Origin of the sequence: Stenotrophomonas sp. CC22-02, from assembly GCF_004365115.1 — a bacterium.
GTDB lineage: Bacteria > Pseudomonadota > Gammaproteobacteria > Xanthomonadales > Xanthomonadaceae > Stenotrophomonas > Stenotrophomonas forensis.
In genome coordinates this window covers 894,100-914,350 of record NZ_SOCO01000001.1, presented here as the reverse complement: position 1 = coordinate 914,350, position 20,251 = coordinate 894,100, and the positions used below count along the sequence as shown (strand labels likewise).

At 66.9% G+C, this 20,251-nt stretch carries 16 protein-coding genes; all 16 read left to right on the top strand.

Going from position 1 to position 20,251, the window contains the following annotated elements:
* Positions 1-44 precede the first annotated feature (44 nt).
* The 16 genes from tsf to N440_RS04255 all read left to right on the top strand — a co-directional run bounded on the left by tsf (position 45) and on the right by N440_RS04255 (position 20,175).
* Complete coding sequence (gene tsf, locus N440_RS04330) at positions 45-920, top strand: translation elongation factor Ts (protein ID WP_006427160.1); 876 nt, start codon at positions 45-47, stop codon at positions 918-920.
* Positions 921-1,170: 250 nt separating this feature from the next.
* On the top strand, positions 1,171-2,709 hold the full coding sequence (locus N440_RS04325) for a GGDEF domain-containing protein (protein ID WP_008265479.1): 1,539 nt from the start codon (positions 1,171-1,173) through the stop codon (positions 2,707-2,709).
* A gap of 121 nt (positions 2,710-2,830) precedes the next feature.
* Positions 2,831-3,559: a UMP kinase gene (pyrH, locus tag N440_RS04320; protein WP_006427124.1), complete on the top strand. Its 729-nt coding sequence runs from the start codon at positions 2,831-2,833 to the stop codon at positions 3,557-3,559.
* Between the two features lie 96 nt (positions 3,560-3,655).
* Positions 3,656-4,210, top strand: coding sequence for a ribosome recycling factor (gene frr / locus N440_RS04315; protein WP_008265041.1), 555 nt, complete (start codon positions 3,656-3,658; stop codon positions 4,208-4,210).
* Between the two features lie 5 nt (positions 4,211-4,215).
* Positions 4,216-4,983, top strand: a complete 768-nt coding sequence (gene uppS, locus N440_RS04310) for a polyprenyl diphosphate synthase (protein WP_133934207.1) — start codon at positions 4,216-4,218, stop codon at positions 4,981-4,983.
* On the top strand, positions 4,980-5,816 hold the full coding sequence (locus N440_RS04305; protein ID WP_133934206.1) for a phosphatidate cytidylyltransferase: 837 nt from the start codon (positions 4,980-4,982) through the stop codon (positions 5,814-5,816). Before uppS ends, N440_RS04305 begins: the two co-directional genes overlap by 4 nt.
* A gap of 2 nt (positions 5,817-5,818) precedes the next feature.
* Positions 5,819-7,009, top strand: a complete 1,191-nt coding sequence (locus N440_RS04300) for a 1-deoxy-D-xylulose-5-phosphate reductoisomerase (protein WP_133934205.1) — start codon at positions 5,819-5,821, stop codon at positions 7,007-7,009.
* Positions 7,010-7,064: 55 nt separating this feature from the next.
* A complete protein-coding gene (rseP, locus tag N440_RS04295; protein ID WP_008264625.1) occupies positions 7,065-8,423 on the top strand; it encodes an RIP metalloprotease RseP in 1,359 nt (452 codons plus the stop codon).
* 74 nt (positions 8,424-8,497) lie between these two features.
* The gene (gene bamA, locus N440_RS04290; protein ID WP_133934204.1) at positions 8,498-10,861 is read left to right on the top strand and encodes an outer membrane protein assembly factor BamA; all 2,364 of its coding nucleotides are present in this window, start codon (positions 8,498-8,500) and stop codon (positions 10,859-10,861) included.
* Positions 10,862-11,246: 385 nt separating this feature from the next.
* Entirely contained in the window at positions 11,247-12,269 is a 1,023-nt protein-coding gene (lpxD, locus tag N440_RS04285) for a UDP-3-O-(3-hydroxymyristoyl)glucosamine N-acyltransferase (protein WP_133934203.1), read from the top strand.
* The gene (gene fabZ, locus N440_RS04280; RefSeq protein ID WP_006426901.1) at positions 12,266-12,724 is read left to right on the top strand and encodes a 3-hydroxyacyl-ACP dehydratase FabZ; all 459 of its coding nucleotides are present in this window, start codon (positions 12,266-12,268) and stop codon (positions 12,722-12,724) included. Before lpxD ends, fabZ begins: the two co-directional genes overlap by 4 nt.
* Positions 12,725-12,739: 15 nt before the next feature.
* Positions 12,740-13,531 carry an acyl-ACP--UDP-N-acetylglucosamine O-acyltransferase gene (lpxA, locus tag N440_RS04275; protein WP_133934202.1) on the top strand — a complete coding sequence of 264 codons (792 nt, stop codon included), beginning with the start codon at positions 12,740-12,742 and terminating at the stop codon, positions 13,529-13,531.
* Positions 13,532-13,584: 53 nt separating this feature from the next.
* On the top strand, positions 13,585-14,787 hold the full coding sequence (gene lpxB, locus N440_RS04270) for a lipid-A-disaccharide synthase (protein ID WP_239684269.1): 1,203 nt from the start codon (positions 13,585-13,587) through the stop codon (positions 14,785-14,787).
* Positions 14,784-15,443, top strand: a complete 660-nt coding sequence (locus N440_RS04265; RefSeq protein ID WP_133934201.1) for a ribonuclease HII — start codon at positions 14,784-14,786, stop codon at positions 15,441-15,443. The genes lpxB and N440_RS04265 overlap by 4 nt, the downstream gene beginning before the upstream one ends.
* Positions 15,444-15,653: 210 nt before the next feature.
* Complete coding sequence (gene dnaE / locus N440_RS04260) at positions 15,654-19,241, top strand: DNA polymerase III subunit alpha (RefSeq protein ID WP_133934200.1); 3,588 nt, start codon at positions 15,654-15,656, stop codon at positions 19,239-19,241.
* A gap of 64 nt (positions 19,242-19,305) precedes the next feature.
* The gene (locus N440_RS04255) at positions 19,306-20,175 is read left to right on the top strand and encodes a hypothetical protein (protein ID WP_133934199.1); all 870 of its coding nucleotides are present in this window, start codon (positions 19,306-19,308) and stop codon (positions 20,173-20,175) included.
* Positions 20,176-20,251 lie beyond the last annotated feature (76 nt).

Below are 20,251 nucleotides of genomic sequence, written 5' to 3'. Positions count from 1 at the left end.
GGCCACCATGCCGGCCCAACCCCTTTCTTTCGTGAGGTAATCCCGTGGAAATCACTGCTTCCCTGGTCAAGGAACTGCGCGAGCGCACCGGCGCCGGCATGATGGAATGCAAGAAGGCGCTCACCGAAGCCAACGGCGACATCAACGCCGCTGCTGAAGCCATGCGCAAGTCCGGCGCTGCCAAGGCCGACAAGAAGGCTGACCGCGTGGCTGCCGAAGGCCGTCTGGGCCTGGCCCAGGATGGCGGCAAGGCCGTGCTGGTCGAAGTCAACTCGGAAACCGACTTCGTCGCCAACGACGACAACTTCAAGTCCTTCGTCAACGCCGTCGCCGCTGCTGCCCTGGCATCGGGCGCCAACGACGTCGAAGCCGTGAAGGCTGCCAAGCTGGCCGATGGCCGCACCGTTGAAGAAGCCCGCGCCACCGCCGTGCAGACCCTGGGTGAGAACATCCAGATCCGTCGCATGGTGAAGGTGGATGGCAACAACACCATCGGCGCCTACGTCCACACCAACGGCAAGGTCGGCGTGCTGGTCGACCTGGTCGGCGGCGACGTCGAGCTGGCCCGTGGCCTGGCCATGCACGTGGCCGCGCTGAAGCCGCCGCACAACAAGGCTGCCGATGTGCCGGCCGAGTTCGTCGAGAAGGAAAAGGAAATCGAACTGGCGAAGATGTCCGAGAAGGACAAGTCCAAGCCGGCCGACATCCTGGAAAAGATCATCAGCGGCAAGATCAACAAGATCGTCAGCGACGTGACCCTGTACGGCCAGACCTACGTGCTGGGCGACACCACCGTCGAGCAGGTGGTCAAGGCCGCCGGCGCCGACGTGGCGGGCTTCAAGCTGCTGATCGTGGGCGAAGGCATCGAGAAGGTGGTGGAAGACTACGCCGCCGAAGTCGCCAAGGCGATGCAGGTCTGATTCCAGCCCTCCGGCCGTGAAGCGACCAGAAGAGCCGCGGGAAACCGCGGCTCTTTTTTTATGCCCACCGCACCTGTGGGTGCGCACCGTTGGTGCGCACACCGACACCGGCGCCCAGGGGCCTTTGCGTTGCGCACCAATCAAGCCGATACTCGGCGCAGGGAAACCGCAGTCATTTAGCAGGAACGAAAATTGCGGACTGTGATGCATTCCTAGGTATTCTTGTCCCAATGGAATTGAACGACCCGACATGCCTCCCGAGCTGACAGCTGCCCTGGCGCTCTGCCGCAACCTGCCTTCGCCACCCGGTATTGCCCTGCGCATCATCGAACTGGCCCAGGACCCGGAAGCGGACATCGCCACCGCCGCCGACATCATCGCCATCGACATGGCGTTGAGCGCTCGCATGCTGCGTATCGCCAATTCGCCGCTGTACGCCAGCCGGCGCCGGATCGAGAACCTCGGCCAGGCGCTGACCATGCTCGGCCTGAATGCCACGATCAGCCTGGCCCTTGGCTTCACCGTCACCCAGGGCCTGACCGGTGGCAGTGGCGAAGGTCACGACCTGCGCCAGCGCGCCTGGAAGCGCAGCATCCTCAGCGCCCTGGCCGCCAGCCAGCTGGGTCAGGCGCGCGGCCTGCGCCGCCTGGAGGAACTGATGCTGGCCGGCCTGCTGCAGGACCTGGGCGTGCTGTGCCTGGCCCAGGCCGAGTCGGAACGCTACCTGCCCCTGCTGCGCGAAGCGCGCGACAACACCGACCTGGTCGCGCGCGAGCGCGAGGAGCTGGGCTGCAGCCATGCCGACGTCGGCGCCTGGGTGGCCGAGCAATGGGGCCTGCCGCGCTATCTGGTGGAGAGCATCAGCCACAGCGAGGACCAGGACGCGGTCGAATCACCCTTCCAGGCGTGCGTGCAGCTGTCCGGCGCCGTCGCCGACATCTGGCTGGACGAGGATGCCGACACCGCCCGCGAACGCGCCCTGCAGCAGGTGCACGACCACCTTGAACTGGACAGCGCCCGCTTCGACCAGGTGCTGGCCCGCATCAGCGAGGCCCTGCCGGACATCGCCAGCCTGTTCGAGGCCGGGCTGAACTCGCCTTCGCGCGTGCGTGAACTGATCGACCACGCACAGGAGCTGGCCACCCTGCGCAACCTGCGCGAACTGCAGGATGCCGACCAGGCGCGCCGCCGCGCCGACGAATTCGAAGCCCGGGCCAAGCGCCTGGCCGACCAGGCCCACCGCGACGCGCTGACCGGCGTGCTCAACCGCCGCCAGCTGGAAGCGGTGCTCGAGCAGGAGTTCCTGCGCGCCGGCCGCCAGGGCTGGCCGCTGTCGGTGGCGTTCATCGACCTGGACGATTTCAAGAAGATCAACGACGCGCATGGCCACCTGACCGGCGATGAGGTGCTGCGCGCCTTCGCCGGCAAGCTGCAGGGCCAGCTGCGCAACAGCGACACCGTGGCCCGTTTCGGTGGCGAGGAGTTCGTCGCGCTGCTGCCCAATACCAGCGAAACCGTGGCACTGGACGTGATCCGCCGGGTGCTGGCCAACATCGTCGCCACGCCGATGGCCGAGCTGGAAGGCGGCCCGCTGTTCGTCACCTTCTCCGCCGGCGTGGCCACCCAGGGCGGCTACGAGCGCTTCGCCGACGTGCAGGACCTGCTGCGCGCGGCCGACGACGTCCTGTACCGCTCCAAGAATCTCGGCCGCAACCGGGTGATCGCCCGCTCCCCTGGCGCTCTTGGCCACGACGAGCTGTCGGCGACCGCTGGCGCCGAGCTGGGCTGAACGGGGAGCCCCGGCTGACCGGGGCAAACGCCGGAATTTTGCGCCGCAGTGCACAAAACACTTTGGCAGGACGCTGCATGCGCGTAGAATCGCCCGCGATTTCCACGCACCCGAGGTCCCCATGTCCAAGCTCGCCTATCGCCGCATCCTTCTGAAACTGTCCGGGGAGGCGCTGATGGGAGATGAGGACTACGGCATCGACCCGAAGATCATCAACCGCCTGGCCCGCGAGGTCATCGAAGCCCAGCAGGCCGGTGCCGAAGTGGCCCTGGTGATCGGCGGCGGCAACATCTTCCGCGGTGCCGGCCTGGCCGCTGGCGGCATGGACCGGGTCACCGGCGACCAGATGGGCATGCTGGCCACGGTCATCAACGCCCTGGCCATGCAGGACGCCCTGGAGAAGCTGGGCGCCAAGGCCCGCGTGATGAGCGCGATCAAGATCAACGACGTGTGCGAGGACTACATCCGCCGCCGCGCCATCCGCCACCTGGAAAAGGGCCGCCTGGTGATCTTCGCCGCCGGCGTCGGCAGCCCGTTCTTCACCACCGATTCCGGCGCTGCCCTGCGCGCGATCGAGATCGGCGCCGACCTGCTGCTGAAGGCCACCAAGGTCGATGGCGTGTACGACAAGGACCCGAACAAGCACAGCGACGCGGTGCGCTTCGACAGCCTGAGCTACGACGAAGTGATCCGCCGCGGCCTGGAAGTGATGGATACCGCCGCCTTCGCCCTGGCCCGTGACAGCGACCTGCCAATGCGCGTGTTCGACATGGGCCAGCCGGGCGAGCTGCTGAAGATCCTCAACGGCGAGAACATCGGCACCCTGGTCCAGGGCCGCGATCAGGCCTGAGCCTGAGCGCGAGGCGACAACCGGGCCGATCCAGGCCCGGCAGCGTCCCGTATTCGCCTATAATCGCCCGATTCCAGATACATCCAGGACCGGGCGATGCTCAACGACATCAAGAACAACGCGCAGACGCGCATGGCCAAGAGCATCGACGCTCTGAAGCACACCCTCACCTCCATCCGCACCGGGCGTGCCACTCCCGCCCTGCTGGACCGCGTGACGGTCAATGCCTACGGCAATGCCAGCACCCCGCTGAACCAGGTCGCCTCGATCTCCAACGCCGATGCCCACTCGCTGCTGGTCACGCCCTTCGACAAGAGCATGATCAAGGAAATCGAGAAGGGGCTGTACAACCACGAGTTCACCCCGAACACGCTGGGCGCCGCGATCCGCATCAACATGCCGCCGCCGACCGAAGAGCGCCGCAAGGAGCTGGTCAAGCAGGTGCAGAAGGAAGGCGAAGGCGCCAAGATCGCCGTGCGCAACATCCGTCAGGACGCGAACAAGGAAATCGCCAAGCTGGTCAAGGACAAGGCGATCAGCGAAGACGAGAAGAAGCGCGGCGAAGACGACATCCAGAAGCTCACCGACGGCAGCATCAAGGACGTCGACAAGGTTGTCGCCGAGAAGGAAAAAGAACTGCTGTCGGTCTGAAGTCGATGCCTTCAGTCCCGCCTCCGTTGCCGGCTGTACTGCCCCGCCACGTTGCCATCATCATGGATGGCAACGGCCGTTGGGCGCAGCAGCGCCGCCGCCCGCGCGTGATCGGCCACCGTGCCGGCGCGCGCGCGGTCAACCGCACCATCGAACGCTGCCTTGAACTGGGCATTCCCGCGCTGACCCTGTTCGCGTTCTCCAGCGAGAACTGGGGCCGGCCGCAGGAAGAAGTCGATGCGTTGATGAAGCTGTTCCTCGGCGCGCTCGACCGTGAAGTGGACGAGCTGCACCGGCGTGGCGTGCGCGTGCGCTTCATTGGCGAACGCGAGCGCTTCGGTGCTGGACTGGTCAGCCGCATGCAGCTGGCCGAGCAGCGTACTGCCGACAACACCACCCTGACCCTGTCGATCGCCGCCAGCTACGGTGGCCGCCAGGATATCGCCCGTGCCGCGCGCGCCCTGGCCGTTGAAGTTGCCGCCGGCCGCCTGCTGCCCGAACAGATCGACGAATCGCTGCTGGGCAGCCAGGTGGCCCTGGCCGACCTGCCGGCCCCGGACCTGTTCATCCGCACCGGCGGCGATACCCGCATCAGCAACTTCCTGCTGTGGCAGCTGGCGTACACCGAGCTGTGGTTCACCGAGGCCCTGTGGCCGGACTTCGACGCCGAGCTGCTGCAACAGGCGCTGGACGCCTATGCCAGCCGCGAGCGTCGTTTCGGTTTGACCAGCGCCCAGATCGCCGCACTGGCCACCGAGACCTCCAGCCCATGACCAAGACCCGAGTACTCGCCGCGCTGATCATGGCGCCGGTGGCCATTGCCGCGATCCTGCTGCTGCCGACGCAATGGCTGGCCGCCGCCGCCGCCGCCGTGCTGCTGATCGGCCTGTGGGAGTGGCTGAAGCTGGCCGGCATCGAAGACACCCTGGCGCGTACCGTGCTGCTGGTGCTGAACCTGCTGCTGATGGTGCTGCTGGTGTGGGCCGATGGCAGCACACTGGTGCTGTTCCAGATCACTACATTGGCCGGTGTCGCCTGGTGGCTGGCCGCACTGGTCTGGCTGCGCTTCTTCAACTTCGGCGCACAGCCGTCGGCGCCTTCGCGGATCGTGAAGATGCTGGCCGGCACCCTCGCCATTGTGCCGGCCTGGGCCGCACTGGTGCTGATCCATGCCGGTGGCGATCCGCCGGGCAAGCAGGGCCACCTGTGGCTGCTGGCCGCGCTGGCGCTGGTCTGGGCAGCCGATTCGGGCGCCTATTTCGCCGGCCGACGCTTCGGCAGGCACAAGCTGGCCCCGCGCATCAGCCCCAACAAGACCTGGGAAGGCCTGTTCGGCGGCCTGCTGGCCGGTGTTGCCGTGGCGGTGGGCCTGGGCTGGCTGGCGGGCATCGACGTCGCGCACCTGCCGGGCCTGCTGATCACCTCGGTGGTGGCGGTGTTCGCGTCGGTGCTGGGCGATCTGTTCGAGAGCCTGATCAAGCGCCACGCCGGTGCCAAGGACTCCGGCCACCTGATTCCGGGCCATGGCGGCGTGCTCGACCGTGTCGACGGCGTCCTCGCCGCCGTTCCGGTGTTCGCGCTGGGCAAGGAAATCTTCGGGTTCTGACCATGAATGCTGCTGCAGACCTGCGCCGGGTCGCTGTTTTCGGCGCCACCGGCTCGATCGGTGCCTCCACGCTGGATGTGATCGCCCGCCACCCGCAGCGCTACCGGGCGACCGTGCTGGCTGCCGGCCGCCAGCTGCAGGCGCTGCTGGCATTGTGCCGCCAGCACCAGCCCGAGCACGCGGTGATCGCCGACGAATCTCTGTACGCCGGGCTGCGCGACGGCCTGCGCGAGGCTGGCCTGGCCACCGAGGCCCATGCGGGTGCTGCCGCGCTGGACCAGCTGGCCGCCAGCGATGCCTGCGACACCGTGGTCGCGGCCATCGTCGGCGCCGCTGGACTGTCCTCGACCCTGGCCGCCGCCGCGGCTGGCAAGCGCATCCTGCTGGCCAACAAGGAATCACTGGTGCTGGCCGGCGAGCTGCTGACCCGCACCGCCGAACGGGCCGGCGCCGAAATCATCCCGATCGACAGCGAGCACAGCGCGATCTTCCAATGCCTGCGCTCGCGCGATGCCAGCATCGAGGGGGCCGGCGTGCGCCGGATCCTGCTGACCGCCTCCGGTGGCCCGTTCCGCGGCCGCAGCCGCGCCGAGCTGGTCCAGGTCACCCCGGCACAGGCGGTGGCCCACCCGAAATGGTCGATGGGCCCGAAGATCTCGGTCGATTCGGCGACGTTGATGAACAAGGGCCTGGAAGTCATCGAGGCGCATCACCTGTTCGCGGTGCCCGGCGAGCGCATCGAGGTGCTGGTGCACCCGCAGAGCCTGGTGCATTCGCTGGTCGAGTTCGTGGACGGCTCGACCCTGGCGCAGATGGGCCTGCCGGACATGCGCACCACGCTTGCGGTCGGCCTCGGCTGGCCGCAGCGCATCGAGTCGGGCGTGGCCGGGCTGGATCTGCTGGCCCAGGGCCGGCTGGATTTCGAGGCCCCGGACACCGACGCGTTCCCCTGCCTGGCCCTGGCCTGGCAGGCGATGCAGGCGGGCGGAACCGCACCGGCGGTGCTGAACGCCGCCAATGAAGAGGCGGTTTCAGCGTTTCTTCAGGGCCGGATCGGTTTCCTGACCATCCCGGAGCTGGTTGCTAACGCTCTTTCAACACTGCCGACCCAAGCAGCCGATACACTGGAGATCCTGTTGTCCGCCGACCAGCGGGCACGCCAGTTGACCCTGAACGCCATCGACGCCGCCTGAACGACCGCCTCGCCCAGCATGACGACGCCGCCTCTGCCCACCACTGTGACCCTGCATGACTGACTTCATCGGATCGGTCTGGTGGATGATTGTCAGCCTCGGGCTGCTGGTCACGTTCCACGAATTCGGGCATTACTGGGTCGGCCGCCTGTGCGGGGTCAAGATCCTGCGCTTCTCGGTCGGCTTCGGCCGCCCGCTGTGGTCGCGCCGCGACAGGCACGGCACCGAGTTCGCCATCGCCGCCATTCCGCTGGGCGGCTACGTGAAATTCCTCGACGAGCGCGAGGTCGAAGTCCATCCGCACGAGCGCGGCCAGGCCTTCAACCACAAGACCGTCTGGCAGCGCATCGCGATTGTCGCTGCCGGTCCGATCGCCAATCTGCTGCTGTGCATCCTGCTGCTGTGGGCGATGTTCGTGATCGGCAAGCAGGATTATTCGCCGACCATCGGCCGGGTCAGCGGCATCGCCGCCACGGCCGGACTGGTCAGCGGCGACCGTGTGCTGCGGGTGGATGACCGTCAGGTGGTCACGCTCGGCGACGCCAGCATGGCACTGACCGCGGCGGCGATGGACCGCCGCGACGTGACGCTGGAAGTGCTCGATCCCGCCGACCAGGTGCGCGTGCGCACCCTGCCGCTGTCGCAGCTGCCGGCTGGCTTCGATGAACGACGGGTGCCGATCCTGGCCGGCCTGTACTGGCAATCCTGGCTGCAGCCGGCGCTGGTCGACTCGTTGACCGCCGATTCGGCGGTGGCCGGACAGCTGCAGCCGGGCGATCTGATCGTGGCCATCGACGGCCAGCGCATCGACAGCGTCGATCAGGTCATTGGCGAAATCCAGGCCCTGGGCCGCGCCGGTGGACCGGGCATGATCGAGGTCCTGCGCGGCGGTGAACGCCTTGCGCTGGAAGTGACACCGCGCCAGGGCAAGGATGGCAAGGGCAACCCGGTCTGGCAGATCGGCGTCGGTTTCCCCACCACCTACAGCCCCGCCTACGACACCCTGCTGCGCTATGGGCCGCTCGACGCGGTGACCGTGGCCGTTCGCGAAACCGGCCGCCTGGCCGCCGACTCGCTGGGCATGATGGGCCGCATCGTCACCGGCAAAGCCTCGCTGCAGAACGTTTCCGGGCCGGTCACCATCGCCCGCGTGGCCAATGTCTCGGCCAAACGCGGCCTCGACTGGTTCCTGCAGTTCCTGGCCCTGCTGTCCCTCAGCCTGTGCATCATCAACCTGCTGCCGATCCCGATCTTGGACGGCGGCCACCTGCTGTATTACCTTATCGAGTTGGTCAAGGGCAGCCCGCTGAGCGAGCGTGCCATCGCCGCCGGCCAATACATCGGCCTGGCGTTGCTGGCCGGGCTGATGGGGTTGGCGTTCTACAACGACATCCTCGGCCTGGTCCCGCGATGAACTTTTCCACGTTGTTGCCGTCTACAGCGTCGGCATCCCGCACCAATGAAATCGACCTTCCTACCGGACGTGACATGACGCGACTCCCCAATCGCCGCCTGCTGGCCCTCGCCCTCGCCGCCGTCACCGGCGCTCCCGCCCTGGCCCAGGCAGCCGAGCCCTTCACTGTCAGCGACATCCGCGTCGATGGCCTGCAGCGCATCAGCTCGGGCACGGTGTTCACCTACCTGCCGGTGGAACGTGGCGAGACCATCACCGACAACAAGGTCGGCGAGACCATCCGCGCCCTGTACAAGACCGGCTTCTTCGAAGACGTGCAGCTGGACCGCCAGGGCAACATCCTGGTGGTGACGGTCAAGGAACGCCCGGCGATCAACAAGCTGACCGTCACCGGCAACAAGGACATCAAGTCCGAGCAGCTGCTGAAGGGCCTGTCCGACATCGGCCTGACCGAAGGCGGCACCTTCGACCGCCTGAGCCTGGATCGCGTGACCCAGGAGCTGCGTCGCCAGTACAACGACCGTGGCAAGTACACTGTCGAGATCACCCCGACCGTGAGCCCGCTGGACCGCAACCGCGTGGACATCGCGATCGCCATCAAGGAAGGCAAGGCGGCCAAGATCCGTCACGTCAACCTGGTCGGCACCGAGAAGTTCGAGAGCAAGGACATCCTGGAAACCTGGGAGTCCAAGGAGCACAACTGGGCGTCGTGGTACCGCCGTGACGACCAGTACTCCAAGGAAAAGCTGTCCGGCGACCTGGAAAAGCTCAACTCCTGGTACCTGGACCGCGGCTACGTCGACTTCAGCATCGATTCGACCCAGGTCTCGATCAGCCCCGACAAGCGCGACATGTTCCTCACTGCCGGCGTGACCGAGGGCGCGCAGTACAAGATTTCCGAGATCAAGGTCAGCGGCGACACCATCCTCCCGCAGGAGGACGTCGAGCGCATGGTGATCCAGAAGTCCGGCGACACGTTCTCGCGTGCGCTGCTGGAATTCAGCTCGGACACCATCACCAACTCGCTGTCCAACATCGGCTACGCGTTCGCCAAGGTGAACCCGATCCCGACCACCAACCGCCCCGACCAGACCGTGGCGATCAACATGCAGGTCGTGCCGGGCCCGCGCGTGTCGGTGCGCCGCATCCTGTTCCGTGGCAACACCCGCACGTCCGACGAAGTGATGCGTCGCGAAATGCGCCAGTTCGAGAACAGCTGGTACTCGCAGGCCGCGATCGACCGCTCCAAGATCCGCCTGCAGCGCCTGGGCTACTTCGAGTCGGTGGACGTCGAAACCCCGGCCGTCAGCGGCAGCAACGACCAGGTCGACGTCGTCTACAACGTCAAGGAAACCACCTCCGGCAGCTTCGTGTTCGGCTTGGGCTATTCGCAGTCCTACGGCATGACCACCTCGGTGCAGCTGTCGCAGAACAACTTCCTCGGCGGCGGCAACCGCGTGTCGGTCGAAGCCTCGCGCAGCAGCTACCTGCAGCGCTATGGCTTCAGCTACACCAACCCGTACTTCACCGATGACGGCGTGTCGCTGGGCTACAACCTGTCCTGGCGCGAGCTGGACTACTCCGACTTCAACACCGCGCAGTACAACAGCACCAATGGTTCTGCGCAGGTGGTATTCGGCGTGCCGCTGACCGAGACCGACACCGTCTCGCTGATGTTCGGCATCGACAGCAACCAGATCACCACCTACCAGGGCTCGACCCCGCAATCGATCATCGATTACATCAACGCGGTCGGCCAGCGCACCTTCCATGCCTGGCGCACCGAGCTGGGCTGGGCACGCGACTCGCGCAACGACTACTTCATGCCGACCCGCGGTACCTATCAGCGCGTCGGCCTGGAAGCCACGCTGCCGGGTTCGACCATCGAGTACTACAAGCTGAACTACCAGATCAGCAAGTACTGGCCGATCATGCCGTCGCTGGTGATCAACACCCGTGCAGAAGTGGGCTACGGCGATGCCTATGGCAATGACTACACCCGCACGCTGACCAACCCGGACGGCACCACCCGCACCGTCACCGCGAGTGGCCTGCCGTTCTTCGAGAACTTCTACGCTGGCGGTACCAACTCGGTACGTGGCTTCGAAGACAACACCCTGGGCCCGCGCGAAGTCACCAATGGCTATCCGGAAGGCCAGCCGCTGGGTGGTTCGCTGAAGACCGTCGGTTCGGTCGAAGCCTACTTCCCACGCCTGTTCGACAGCCCGTCGGCGCGCGTGTCGGCCTTCGTCGACTTCGGTAACGTCTACAACGGCACCAAGAACTTCAAGGCCAACGAACTGCGCGTCTCCACCGGTGTCGCCCTGCTGTGGCGCGCCCCGGTCGGCCCGATCTCGATCAGCTACGCCTTCCCGCTGAAGAAGGAAGACGATGACAAGATCGAACGTCTGCAATTCACGTTCGGTGGCCAGTTCTGAGGAACTTTGTTCCTCAGAACTGATCCACTTCCGGTGAATTGCCCCCGCATTTCACCTATCCCCCGCGCCGTCGGCGCGCCCCCCTTAACAGAAGGGGGGCTCTCCACCAGACGGGGTGCGAAGCGCCGGGCTCTGCCCGGCGTTTTCGTTGATGCAGATGACACTGCACGGGACAGGCTTTTGGCCGCGCTCGCAGGGAACTGTCCAGAGGCGGCGGGTGGCCCTGGACAGGACCGTTGGCGCCATGGATGGCGCCATCGAGCACCATGGAGGGGCTTTTGCGTGTCCTGGCCAGGGCCACCCGCCGCCTCCCGCTCGTACCAGGCAGGCGCCAAGTCCTCGCCCCCCGCATGACCGCAATGGCGTCACACGTTAAACTCCCGCCGTGAATACTCCCACCTACACCGCCCAGCAACTCGCCGAGCAGTTCGGCCTGCAGGTCCATGGCGACCCCGCCACCGCCATCCATGGCGTGGCCACCCTCGCCCATGCCGGTCCTGGCCAGCTGACGTTCCTCTCCAATCCGCGCTACCGCGCCCAGCTGGCCGACAGCCAGGCCTCGCTGGTGGTGCTGCGTGCCGACGACGCCGAGGCCGCCCCGGGCGCCGCGCTTGTGGCCAAGGACCCGTACACGGCCTTTGCCAAGATCGCCGCGCTGTTCGACATCGCGCCGACACGGCCGCCGGGCATCCACCCCAGCGCCGTCATCGATCCCACCGCCCAGGTTGCAGCCAGCGCCCATATCGGCCCGTTCGTCTCCATCGGCGCGCGCGGCGTGGTCGGCGAGAACTGCATCATCGGCACCGGCAGCGTGATCGGTGAAGACTGCAGCCTCGACACTGGCTGCGAGCTGATCGCCCGGGTCACCCTGGTCACCCGGGTCAGGCTCGGCAAGCGCGTGCGCGTGCATCCCGGTGCCGTGCTCGGCGCCGATGGCTTCGGCCTGGCGATGGACGCCGGCAAGTGGATCAAGGTGCCGCAGCTGGGTGGCGTGCGCATCGGCGACGATTGCGAGATTGGCGCCAATACCTGCGTCGACCGCGGTGCGCTGGAAGACACGGTGCTGGACGACGACGTCCGCCTGGACAACCTGGTGCAGATCGCCCACAACGTGCAGATCGGCGCACACTCGGCCATCGCCGGCTGCACCGGCATCGCCGGCAGCGCCAAGATCGGCCGTTACTGCCTGCTCGGCGGCCACGTCGGCGTGGTCGGCCACCTCGAGATCTGCGACAAGGTCGTGATCACCGGCAAGTCCGTGGTCCGCAACTCCATCCATGAGCCGGGCGAGTACTCGTCCGGCACCCCGTTGACCGACAACCGCACGTGGCGCAAGAACGCCGCGCGCTTCAAGCAGCTGGACGCATTGGCTCGCCGCGTCCTGGCCGCTGGCAAGGAGAAAGAATGAACGACACGCTGCAGCTTCCTATCGACGTCTGCCAGATCCAGGAACTGCTCCCGCACCGTTACCCGTTCCTGCTGGTCGACCGGGTGCTTGAGCTCGACATCGAGGCCAAGCGCATCCTGGCGCAGAAGAACGTGAGCATCAACGAGCCCTTCTTCCAGGGCCACTTCCCGGGCCGCCCGATCATGCCTGGCGTACTGATCATCGAAGCGCTGGCCCAGGCCGGTGGCGTGATGACCCAGCTCACGCTCGGCCGTGACTCGCAGTCCACGCTGTTCTACATGGTCAAGGTGGAAAACGCCCGCTTCAACAAGCAGGTCGTCCCCGGCGACGTGCTGATGCTGGATGTGCAGATGAAGCGCCTGATCCGCAACATGGGCTGGTACTACGGCGAAGCCAAGGTCAACGGCGAAGTCGTTGCCTCGGCCGAAGTCATGTGCGCCGGCGCCAAGGGCTGATCACTGGAGGCAGGAATGACTGACAACGTACCCCGGATCCACCCGACCGCCGTCATCGATCCGGCCGCGCGCCTGGCCGATGACGTACAGGTGGGCGCGTTCACCCTGATCGGTGCCGATGTGGACATCGGTGCCGGCACGGTGATCGGCCCCCATTGCAGCATCCATGGCCCGACCCGGATCGGCCGCAACAACCGCTTCGTCGGCCACGCCGCCATCGGTGGCGAGCCGCAGGACAAGAAGTTTGCCGGCGAGCGCACCGAGCTGGTGATCGGCGACCGCAACGTGTTCCGTGAGTTCGTCACCGTCAACCGCGGCACCGGCGGCGGCGGCGGCGTGACCACCATCGGCAACGACAACTGGATGCTGGCTTACACGCACGTGGCACACGACTGCCATGTCGGCAACTTCTGCGTGTTCTCCAACAACACCACCCTGGCCGGCCACGTCACCGTGGGCGACTACGTGATCATCAGCGGCTTCGCCGGTGCCCACCAGTTCTGCCGCATCGGCGCGCATGCCTTCCTCGGCATGGGTGCGCTGACCAATGGCGACGTCCCGCCGTTCACCATGGTCGGCACCGATTCGCTCGGCCGCCCGCGCGGCATCAACAGCGAGGGCCTGAAGCGCCGCGGTTTCGATGCCGAGCGCATCTCGGCCATCAAGCGTGCCTACCGCACCCTGTACGTGGCAGGCCTGCCGCTGGCCGAGGCCAAGGTGCAGCTGACCGAACAGGCGCGTGACAGCGACGATGTGAAGGCGATGCTGGACTTCATCGAGCATGCCGAGAGGCCCTTGCTGCGATGAGCAGCACGACCGGCCAGGCGCCGGCCGGCGCCGCCGTGATTGCGCTGGCTTCGATGGCTGGCAGCGTTCCTGCGCAGCGGGTGCTCAGCGAGCGACCGTTGCGGATTGCACTGGTGGCCGGCGAAGCCTCCGGCGATCTGCTGGGTGCGGGCCTGGTGCGTGAACTGAAAGCAAGGTTCCCGAACGCCGAATTCGCCGGCATTGGTGGCGATGCCATGCGCAGCGCGGGCTGCCAGACCTGGCACGATGCCAGTGAGCTGGCGGTGATGGGCCTGACCGAAGTACTGCGCCACCTGCCACGCCTGCTGAAGCTGCGCTCCACGTTCCGCCAGCGTGCACTGGAATGGCAGCCGGACGTGTTCATCGGCATCGACGCACCCGACTTCAACCTTGGCATCGAGCGCTGGCTCAAGCAGCGCGGCGTGCAGACCGTGCACTACGTCAGCCCCTCGGTCTGGGCCTGGCGCGAGAAGCGCGCCGAGAAGATCGGCAACAGCGCCGACCTGGTGCTGTGCCTGTTCCCGATGGAGCCGCCGATCTATGCCAGGCATGGCATCGATGCGCGTTTCGTCGGGCACCCGATGGCCGACGACATCCCGCTGCAGGTCAACCGCGAGGAGGCCCGTGCCGCGCTTGGCCTGCCGACCTCGGCCAAGGTGCTGGCGGTACTGCCGGGCAGCCGGCTGGGCGAGATCTCGCGCCTGGGCGAACCGTTCTTTGAAGCCGCCTGGCAGGTCTCCGAACGCATCCCGGGCCTGCATGTGGTGGTACCGGCCGCCAACCCGGCGTGCAGGCAGCTGATCGAAGAACAGCTGTCACGCTCGGCGCTGCCGGTGGCCTATTCGCATGTACTCGACGGACAGGCGCGCGACGCGATGATCGCCGCCGACGTGGTCGTGCTGGCTTCGGGCACCGCCACGCTGGAAGCGATGCTGGTCAAGCGCCCGATGGTGGTCGGCTACCGCGTCAACGAGCTGACCTACCGCCTGGTCAAGGCGCTGGGCCTGATCAAGGTCGACCGTTTCGCGCTGCCCAACATCCTGGCCGGCCAGGACCTGGCCCCGGAGCTGATGCAGCACGACTGCACGCCGGACAAGCTGGCGGCGGCCATCCAGCAGTGGTTCGACCATCCGCAGCGCGCGGCCGACCTGCAGGGCACCTATGCGCGCCTGCATGAACGCCTGCGCCGCAACGCCTCGGCACGGGCCGCCGACGCCGTTGGCGAGCTGTTGATGCGCGATCGGGCAGCCGCATGAGCCGTCGCCACGCGGCAACGGCCAGCCTGGCCCTGTTCGATGGTGCGGCCGTGGTCGAGCCGGAGCGGTTGATCGCCGGCGTCGACGAGGCCGGCCGTGGACCGCTGGCGGGGCCGGTCGCGGTGGCGGCGGTGGTGTTCGATCCATCGCGGCCGCGCATCAATGGCCTGGACGATTCCAAGCAGCTCACCGCCACACGCCGCGAGCAGCTGCATGACCGCATCATCGAGCGGGCCCTGGCCTGGCATGTGGTGCTGGTCGACGTGGACACCATCGACCGCCTGAACATCTACCAGGCCACACTGCAGGGCATGCGCGAGGTGGTCGCCGCCGTGGCCCATGTCGCCGGCTTCGCCCGCATCGATGGCAACGTGGTGCCGAAGGGGCTGGTGCTGCCGGCACAGGCGCTGATCGGCGGCGATGGCATCGACCGCGCGATCATGGCCGCCTCGATCTTGGCCAAGGTCTCGCGCGACCGCTACATGCAGGACGTGCACGCTCGTCACCCGCAGTACGGCTTCGAGCAGCACAAGGGCTATGGCACCCCGGCCCACCTGGCCGCGCTGCGTGAACACGGCCCCTGCGGCGAGCACCGCCGCAGCTTCGCGCCGGTACGTGAATGCCTGGAAGCGCCGCAGGCATCGGCCATCGCCTGAGCCTGCGGCAGATGTAGAGCCGAGCATGGGCTCGGCTCTACAGGAAACGACCTCCGGTAGGCCTGAACCCGGCATTCTTCCGAGGCATGTCAAGAGCTTGTCGCGCCCCCCTGCCCTCGCTACCCTGACCGGGCACTCCAGCGCTTCCCGACCCCGGCGACGATTTCCCCCGTCGGCACCCGGGGCCCGCGCGCTCCAACCTGGTCCGGCATGTCCAACTCCCGCTTCGTACATCTCCACGTCCACACCGAGTTCTCGCTGGCGGACTCGACCATCCGTGTGCCGGCCAAGCCGGACCAGGCCGACCCGAAGAAGGCCAAGCAGGCCAACCTGCTGTCGCGCTCGGTCGAGCTCGGCCTGCCCGCGCTGGCGGTGACCGACCTCAACAACCTGTTCGCCCTGGTCAAGTTCTACAAGGCCGCCGAAGGCGTGGGCATCAAGCCGATCGCCGGCGCCGACGTGCTGATCGCCGAGGAAGGCCAGGACCCGTGGCGGATGACCCTGCTGTGCCGCGACCGCGAGGGCTACCTGAGCCTGTCGCGGCTGCTGACCCGTGCGTGGATGGAAGGTCATCGGCCGGAGGGCGGCGTCGCGGTGCACCCGGACTGGCTGAAGGCCGGCAATGCCAACCTGTTCGCGCTGGCCGGGCGTCAGAGCCTGGCCGGGCGGCTGGCGCTGGACGGCAAGCATGAGCTGGCCGAGCAGCAGCTGGCCGACTGGCAGCGCGTGTTCGGCGATGGCCTGCACCTGGAACTGACCCGTACCGGCCGCGAAGGCGAGGAAACGTTCAACCAGTTCGCGCTGATGGCCGCCGGCCAGCGCGGCCTGCCGGTGGTGGCAAGCAACGATGTGCGCTTCCTGTCGCCGTCGGATTTCAGCGCGCACGAAGCGCGCGTGTGCATCTCCACCGGCCGCGTGCTGGACGACCCCAAGCGCCCGCGCGAGTACAGCGACCAGCAGTACCTGAAGTCGGCCGAGGAGATGTGTGCGCTGTTCGCCGACATCCCCGATGCGATCGACAACACGCTGGCGCTGGCCGAGCGCTGCAACATCGAGATGCGGCTGGGGACCTACTTCCTGCCCAACTACCCGGTGCCCGACGACGAGACCCTGGACACCTGGATCCAGAAGATGTCGCGCGATGGCCTGGAAGAACGCCTGGAGAAGAATCCGCTGGCGCCGGGCAAGACCCGCGAAGAGTACTTCGAGCGCCTGGAGTTCGAGCTCAACACCATCATCAAGATGGGCTTCCCGGGCTACTTCCTGATCGTGGCCGACTTCATCCAGTGGGGCAAGAACCAGGGCATTCCGATCGGCCCCGGCCGTGGTTCGGGTGCCGGTTCGCTGGTGGCGTGGGCACTGAAGATCACCGATCTGGACCCGCTGCCGTACAACCTGCTGTTCGAGCGCTTCCTCAATCCGGAACGCGTGTCGATGCCCGACTTCGACATCGACTTCTGCATGGATCGTCGCGACGAAGTGATCGACTACGTCGCGCGCAAGTACGGGCGCGAACGCGTCAGCCAGATCATCACCTACGGCACCATGGCCGCCAAGGCGGTGGTGCGCGACTCCGGCCGCGTGCTGGGTTTCCCGTACGGCCTGGTCGACGGCGTTTCCAAACTGATCCCGAACATCCTCGGCATCCACCTGAAGGATGCGCTGGGAAAGGGCAAGGAAGGCCCCAGTTCGGAGATGGCCTCGCCGGAGCTGATCCAGCGCTACGAGACCGAGGACGATGTCCGCGACCTGATCGACCTGGCGCTGCAGCTGGAAGACCTCACCCGCAACGCCGGCAAGCATGCCGGTGGCGTGGTGATCGGCCCCGAGCCGCTGAGCGAGTTCTGTCCGCTGTACGCCGAACATGACGAGAACGGGCTCGGCAAGAACCCGGTCACCCAGTTCGACAAGAACGACGTGGAAGAAGTGGGCCTGGTGAAGTTCGACTTCCTCGGCCTGCGCACGCTGACCATCATCGACTGGGCGGTGAAGGCGATCAACAAGCGCCATGAGCGCGCCGGCATCCCGCCGGTGGACATCGCCGCGATTCCGCTGGACGACACGCCCACCTACAAGGACATCTTCGCCAACGGCAATACCGGCGCGGTGTTCCAGTTCGAATCCTCGGGCATGCGCCGCCTGCTGAAGGACGCGCGCCCCGACCGTTTCGAAGACCTGATCGCGCTGGTGTCGCTGTACCGCCCCGGCCCGATGGACCTGATTCCCTCCTTCAACGCGCGTAAGCACGGCCAGGAGGAAATCATCTATCCCGATCCGCGCACCGAAGCGATCCTGAAGGACACCTACGGCATCATGGTGTACCAGGAGCAGGTGATGCAGATGGCGCAGATCGTCGGCGGCTACTCGCTGGGCGGCGCCGACCTGCTGCGCCGCGCGATGGGCAAGAAGGTGCCGGCGGAAATGGCCAAGCACCGCGAGATCTTCCGCGAAGGCGCGGCCAAGGACGGCGTCGACGAGGCCAAGGCCGATGCGATCTTCGACCTGATGGAGAAGTTCGCCGGCTACGGCTTCAACAAGTCGCACGCCGCTGCCTACGCGCTGGTCAGCTACCAGACCGCGTGGCTGAAGCGCCATTACCCGGCCGAGTTCATGGCGGCCACGCTGTCCTCCGACCTGGACAACACCGACAAGGTGGTCGGCTTCCTCGACGAGGTGCGCAACCTCGGCCTGACCGTGCTGCCGCCGAAAGTGAACCAGTCGGCCTTCATGTTCGAGGCGGTGACGCCGGACACCATCCAGTACGGCCTGGGCGCGATCAAGGGCGTTGGCCAGGGTGCCTGCGAAGCGGTGGTGGACGAGCGCCTGAAGGGGGGCGAGTACAAGGACCTGCTCGACTTCTGCACGCGCGTCGGCTCGGCCAAGCTCAACCGGCGCACGCTGGAAGCGATGATCAACTGCGGCGCGCTGGATGAGCTCGGCCACAACCGAGCCTCGCTGATGCTGCAGCTGCCGGAGGTGATCAAGGCCACCGACCAGATGGCGCGCGAACGCGCGTCCGGCCAGAACTCGCTGTTCGGCGGCCCCGACCCGAGTGCAACCACGATCCAGCTGGACCTGCCCCAGGCCGAGGAATGGCCGTTGCTGCAGCGCCTGAACGGCGAGCGCGACACGCTGGGCTTCTACCTCAGCGGCCACCCGTTCGATCCGTGGCGCGACGATGTGCGCGACCTGGTGGGCAACGACCTGGGCTCGGTGGAGAAGATCTGGAGCGCCAACAGCGGCGGCGGCGGCGGCGAAAAGCGCTGGCGCCCGGAAGTGCAGACGGTGCTGGCCGGCCAGGTGGTCGGCGTGCGCCGCAAGGGCGAAAGCCAGATCTTCATCCAGCTCGAGGACGGTCGTGGCCGCGTCGAGTGCAGCGCGTTCTCCGACGCGATGGCCGAGTTCGGCCACCTGATGACCAAGGACCGCATCCTGGTGGTCAAGGGCGGCCTGCGCGAGGACGAGTTCAACGGCGGCTTCGCGCTGCGCATCCGCCAAGTCTGGGATTTCGACGAAGTCTGCGCCAACTACGCCACCCGGCTGTCGCTGCGCCTGGACCTGCGCCAGCAGCGCCCGGTCTGGGAACGCATCGACGCCCTGCTCGACCGCCATCGCCCGGGGCGCACCCCGTTGCGCCTGGACCTGCTGCTGAAGGGCCCGCAGGGCGGCGTGGCCGGCATGCTTGATGTCTCCGGGCAGAGCGCGGTGCGCATCGATTCCAAGCTGATGGAGGCGCTGCGCGCCGATCCCGCCGTGCGCACGCTGAAGGTGCGCTACAGCCCACCGTGGGCCAGCTGAGGCGGCCGCTCCGGTTTTCCTTTCACCCCTGTTTTCCCGTTCCAGATATCAAGGACGATGGCCGATGAAGACCCTCCTGTTCCCGTTCGCCGCCGCGCTGGCGCTGGCTGCCTGTTCGCCGTCGAAGATCGAGTTCCAGATCGACAATCCGACCGCCACGCCGCTGGCGCTGAGCATTGACGGCAAGGAGCTGCCGGTGGCCGCGCACGGTTCGCGCCCGATCTCGCTGGCCGTGGGCGAGCACCGCCTGCACAGCGAGAAACTCGGTGACGTGCGCTTCATCGTCTACGTCGACGGCCGTGGTGGCCTGATCAACCCGACCCTGAGCGAGTACGTCATCGCCCGCGAGATCTATGTCACCGACGAGAGCAAGCTGAAGAATTTCGGCGTTGGCAACAAGGGGATCGAGCTGGGCGGGGTCGACTTCGAAGGCCCGTTCGAGAAGAGCCACGCGCTGTTCATCGACAAGACCTGGACCTACGGCGTGCGCGAACCATTCCCGAAGGAAAAGGTGGTGGCCCATGTCGACTCCAGCGGCGGCCAGATCGTGGCAAAGGTGTTCACCGCCCCCGACTTCATCACCTACGTGGAAGAAGGCATGGGCGAACCCGGCGCGTTCAAGCGCGAGCAGCCGGCCGGCTACGTGGCCCCGGTATTCAGCCTGGAACCGGCTCCGGCCAGCCTGCCGGCGCTGGTGCCCGCCTTTGAAGCGCATGCCGCGCCCCTGCGCGAGGTCTATGCGCGCTGGCTGAAGGCCACCACCGCCGATGAACAGAAGGCCCTGCGCAAGCAGGACTTCGCCGCACAGATGACCTTCACTTCGGCCACCGCCAGCCTCGGCAGCGGCCTGGGCCGGGAGGCCAACGAGGCTTACAACGACTTCGTCTCGCAGCGCAGCCAGCTGATGGGGCACAGCGCCCTGGTCGTGCCCTGAGCTGACTGGCGCCCCCTGCCCGGCTGCGCTACCGTCGCCTTCCAGACGAGGGCGTACGGGCGGTTTGCACGCATTC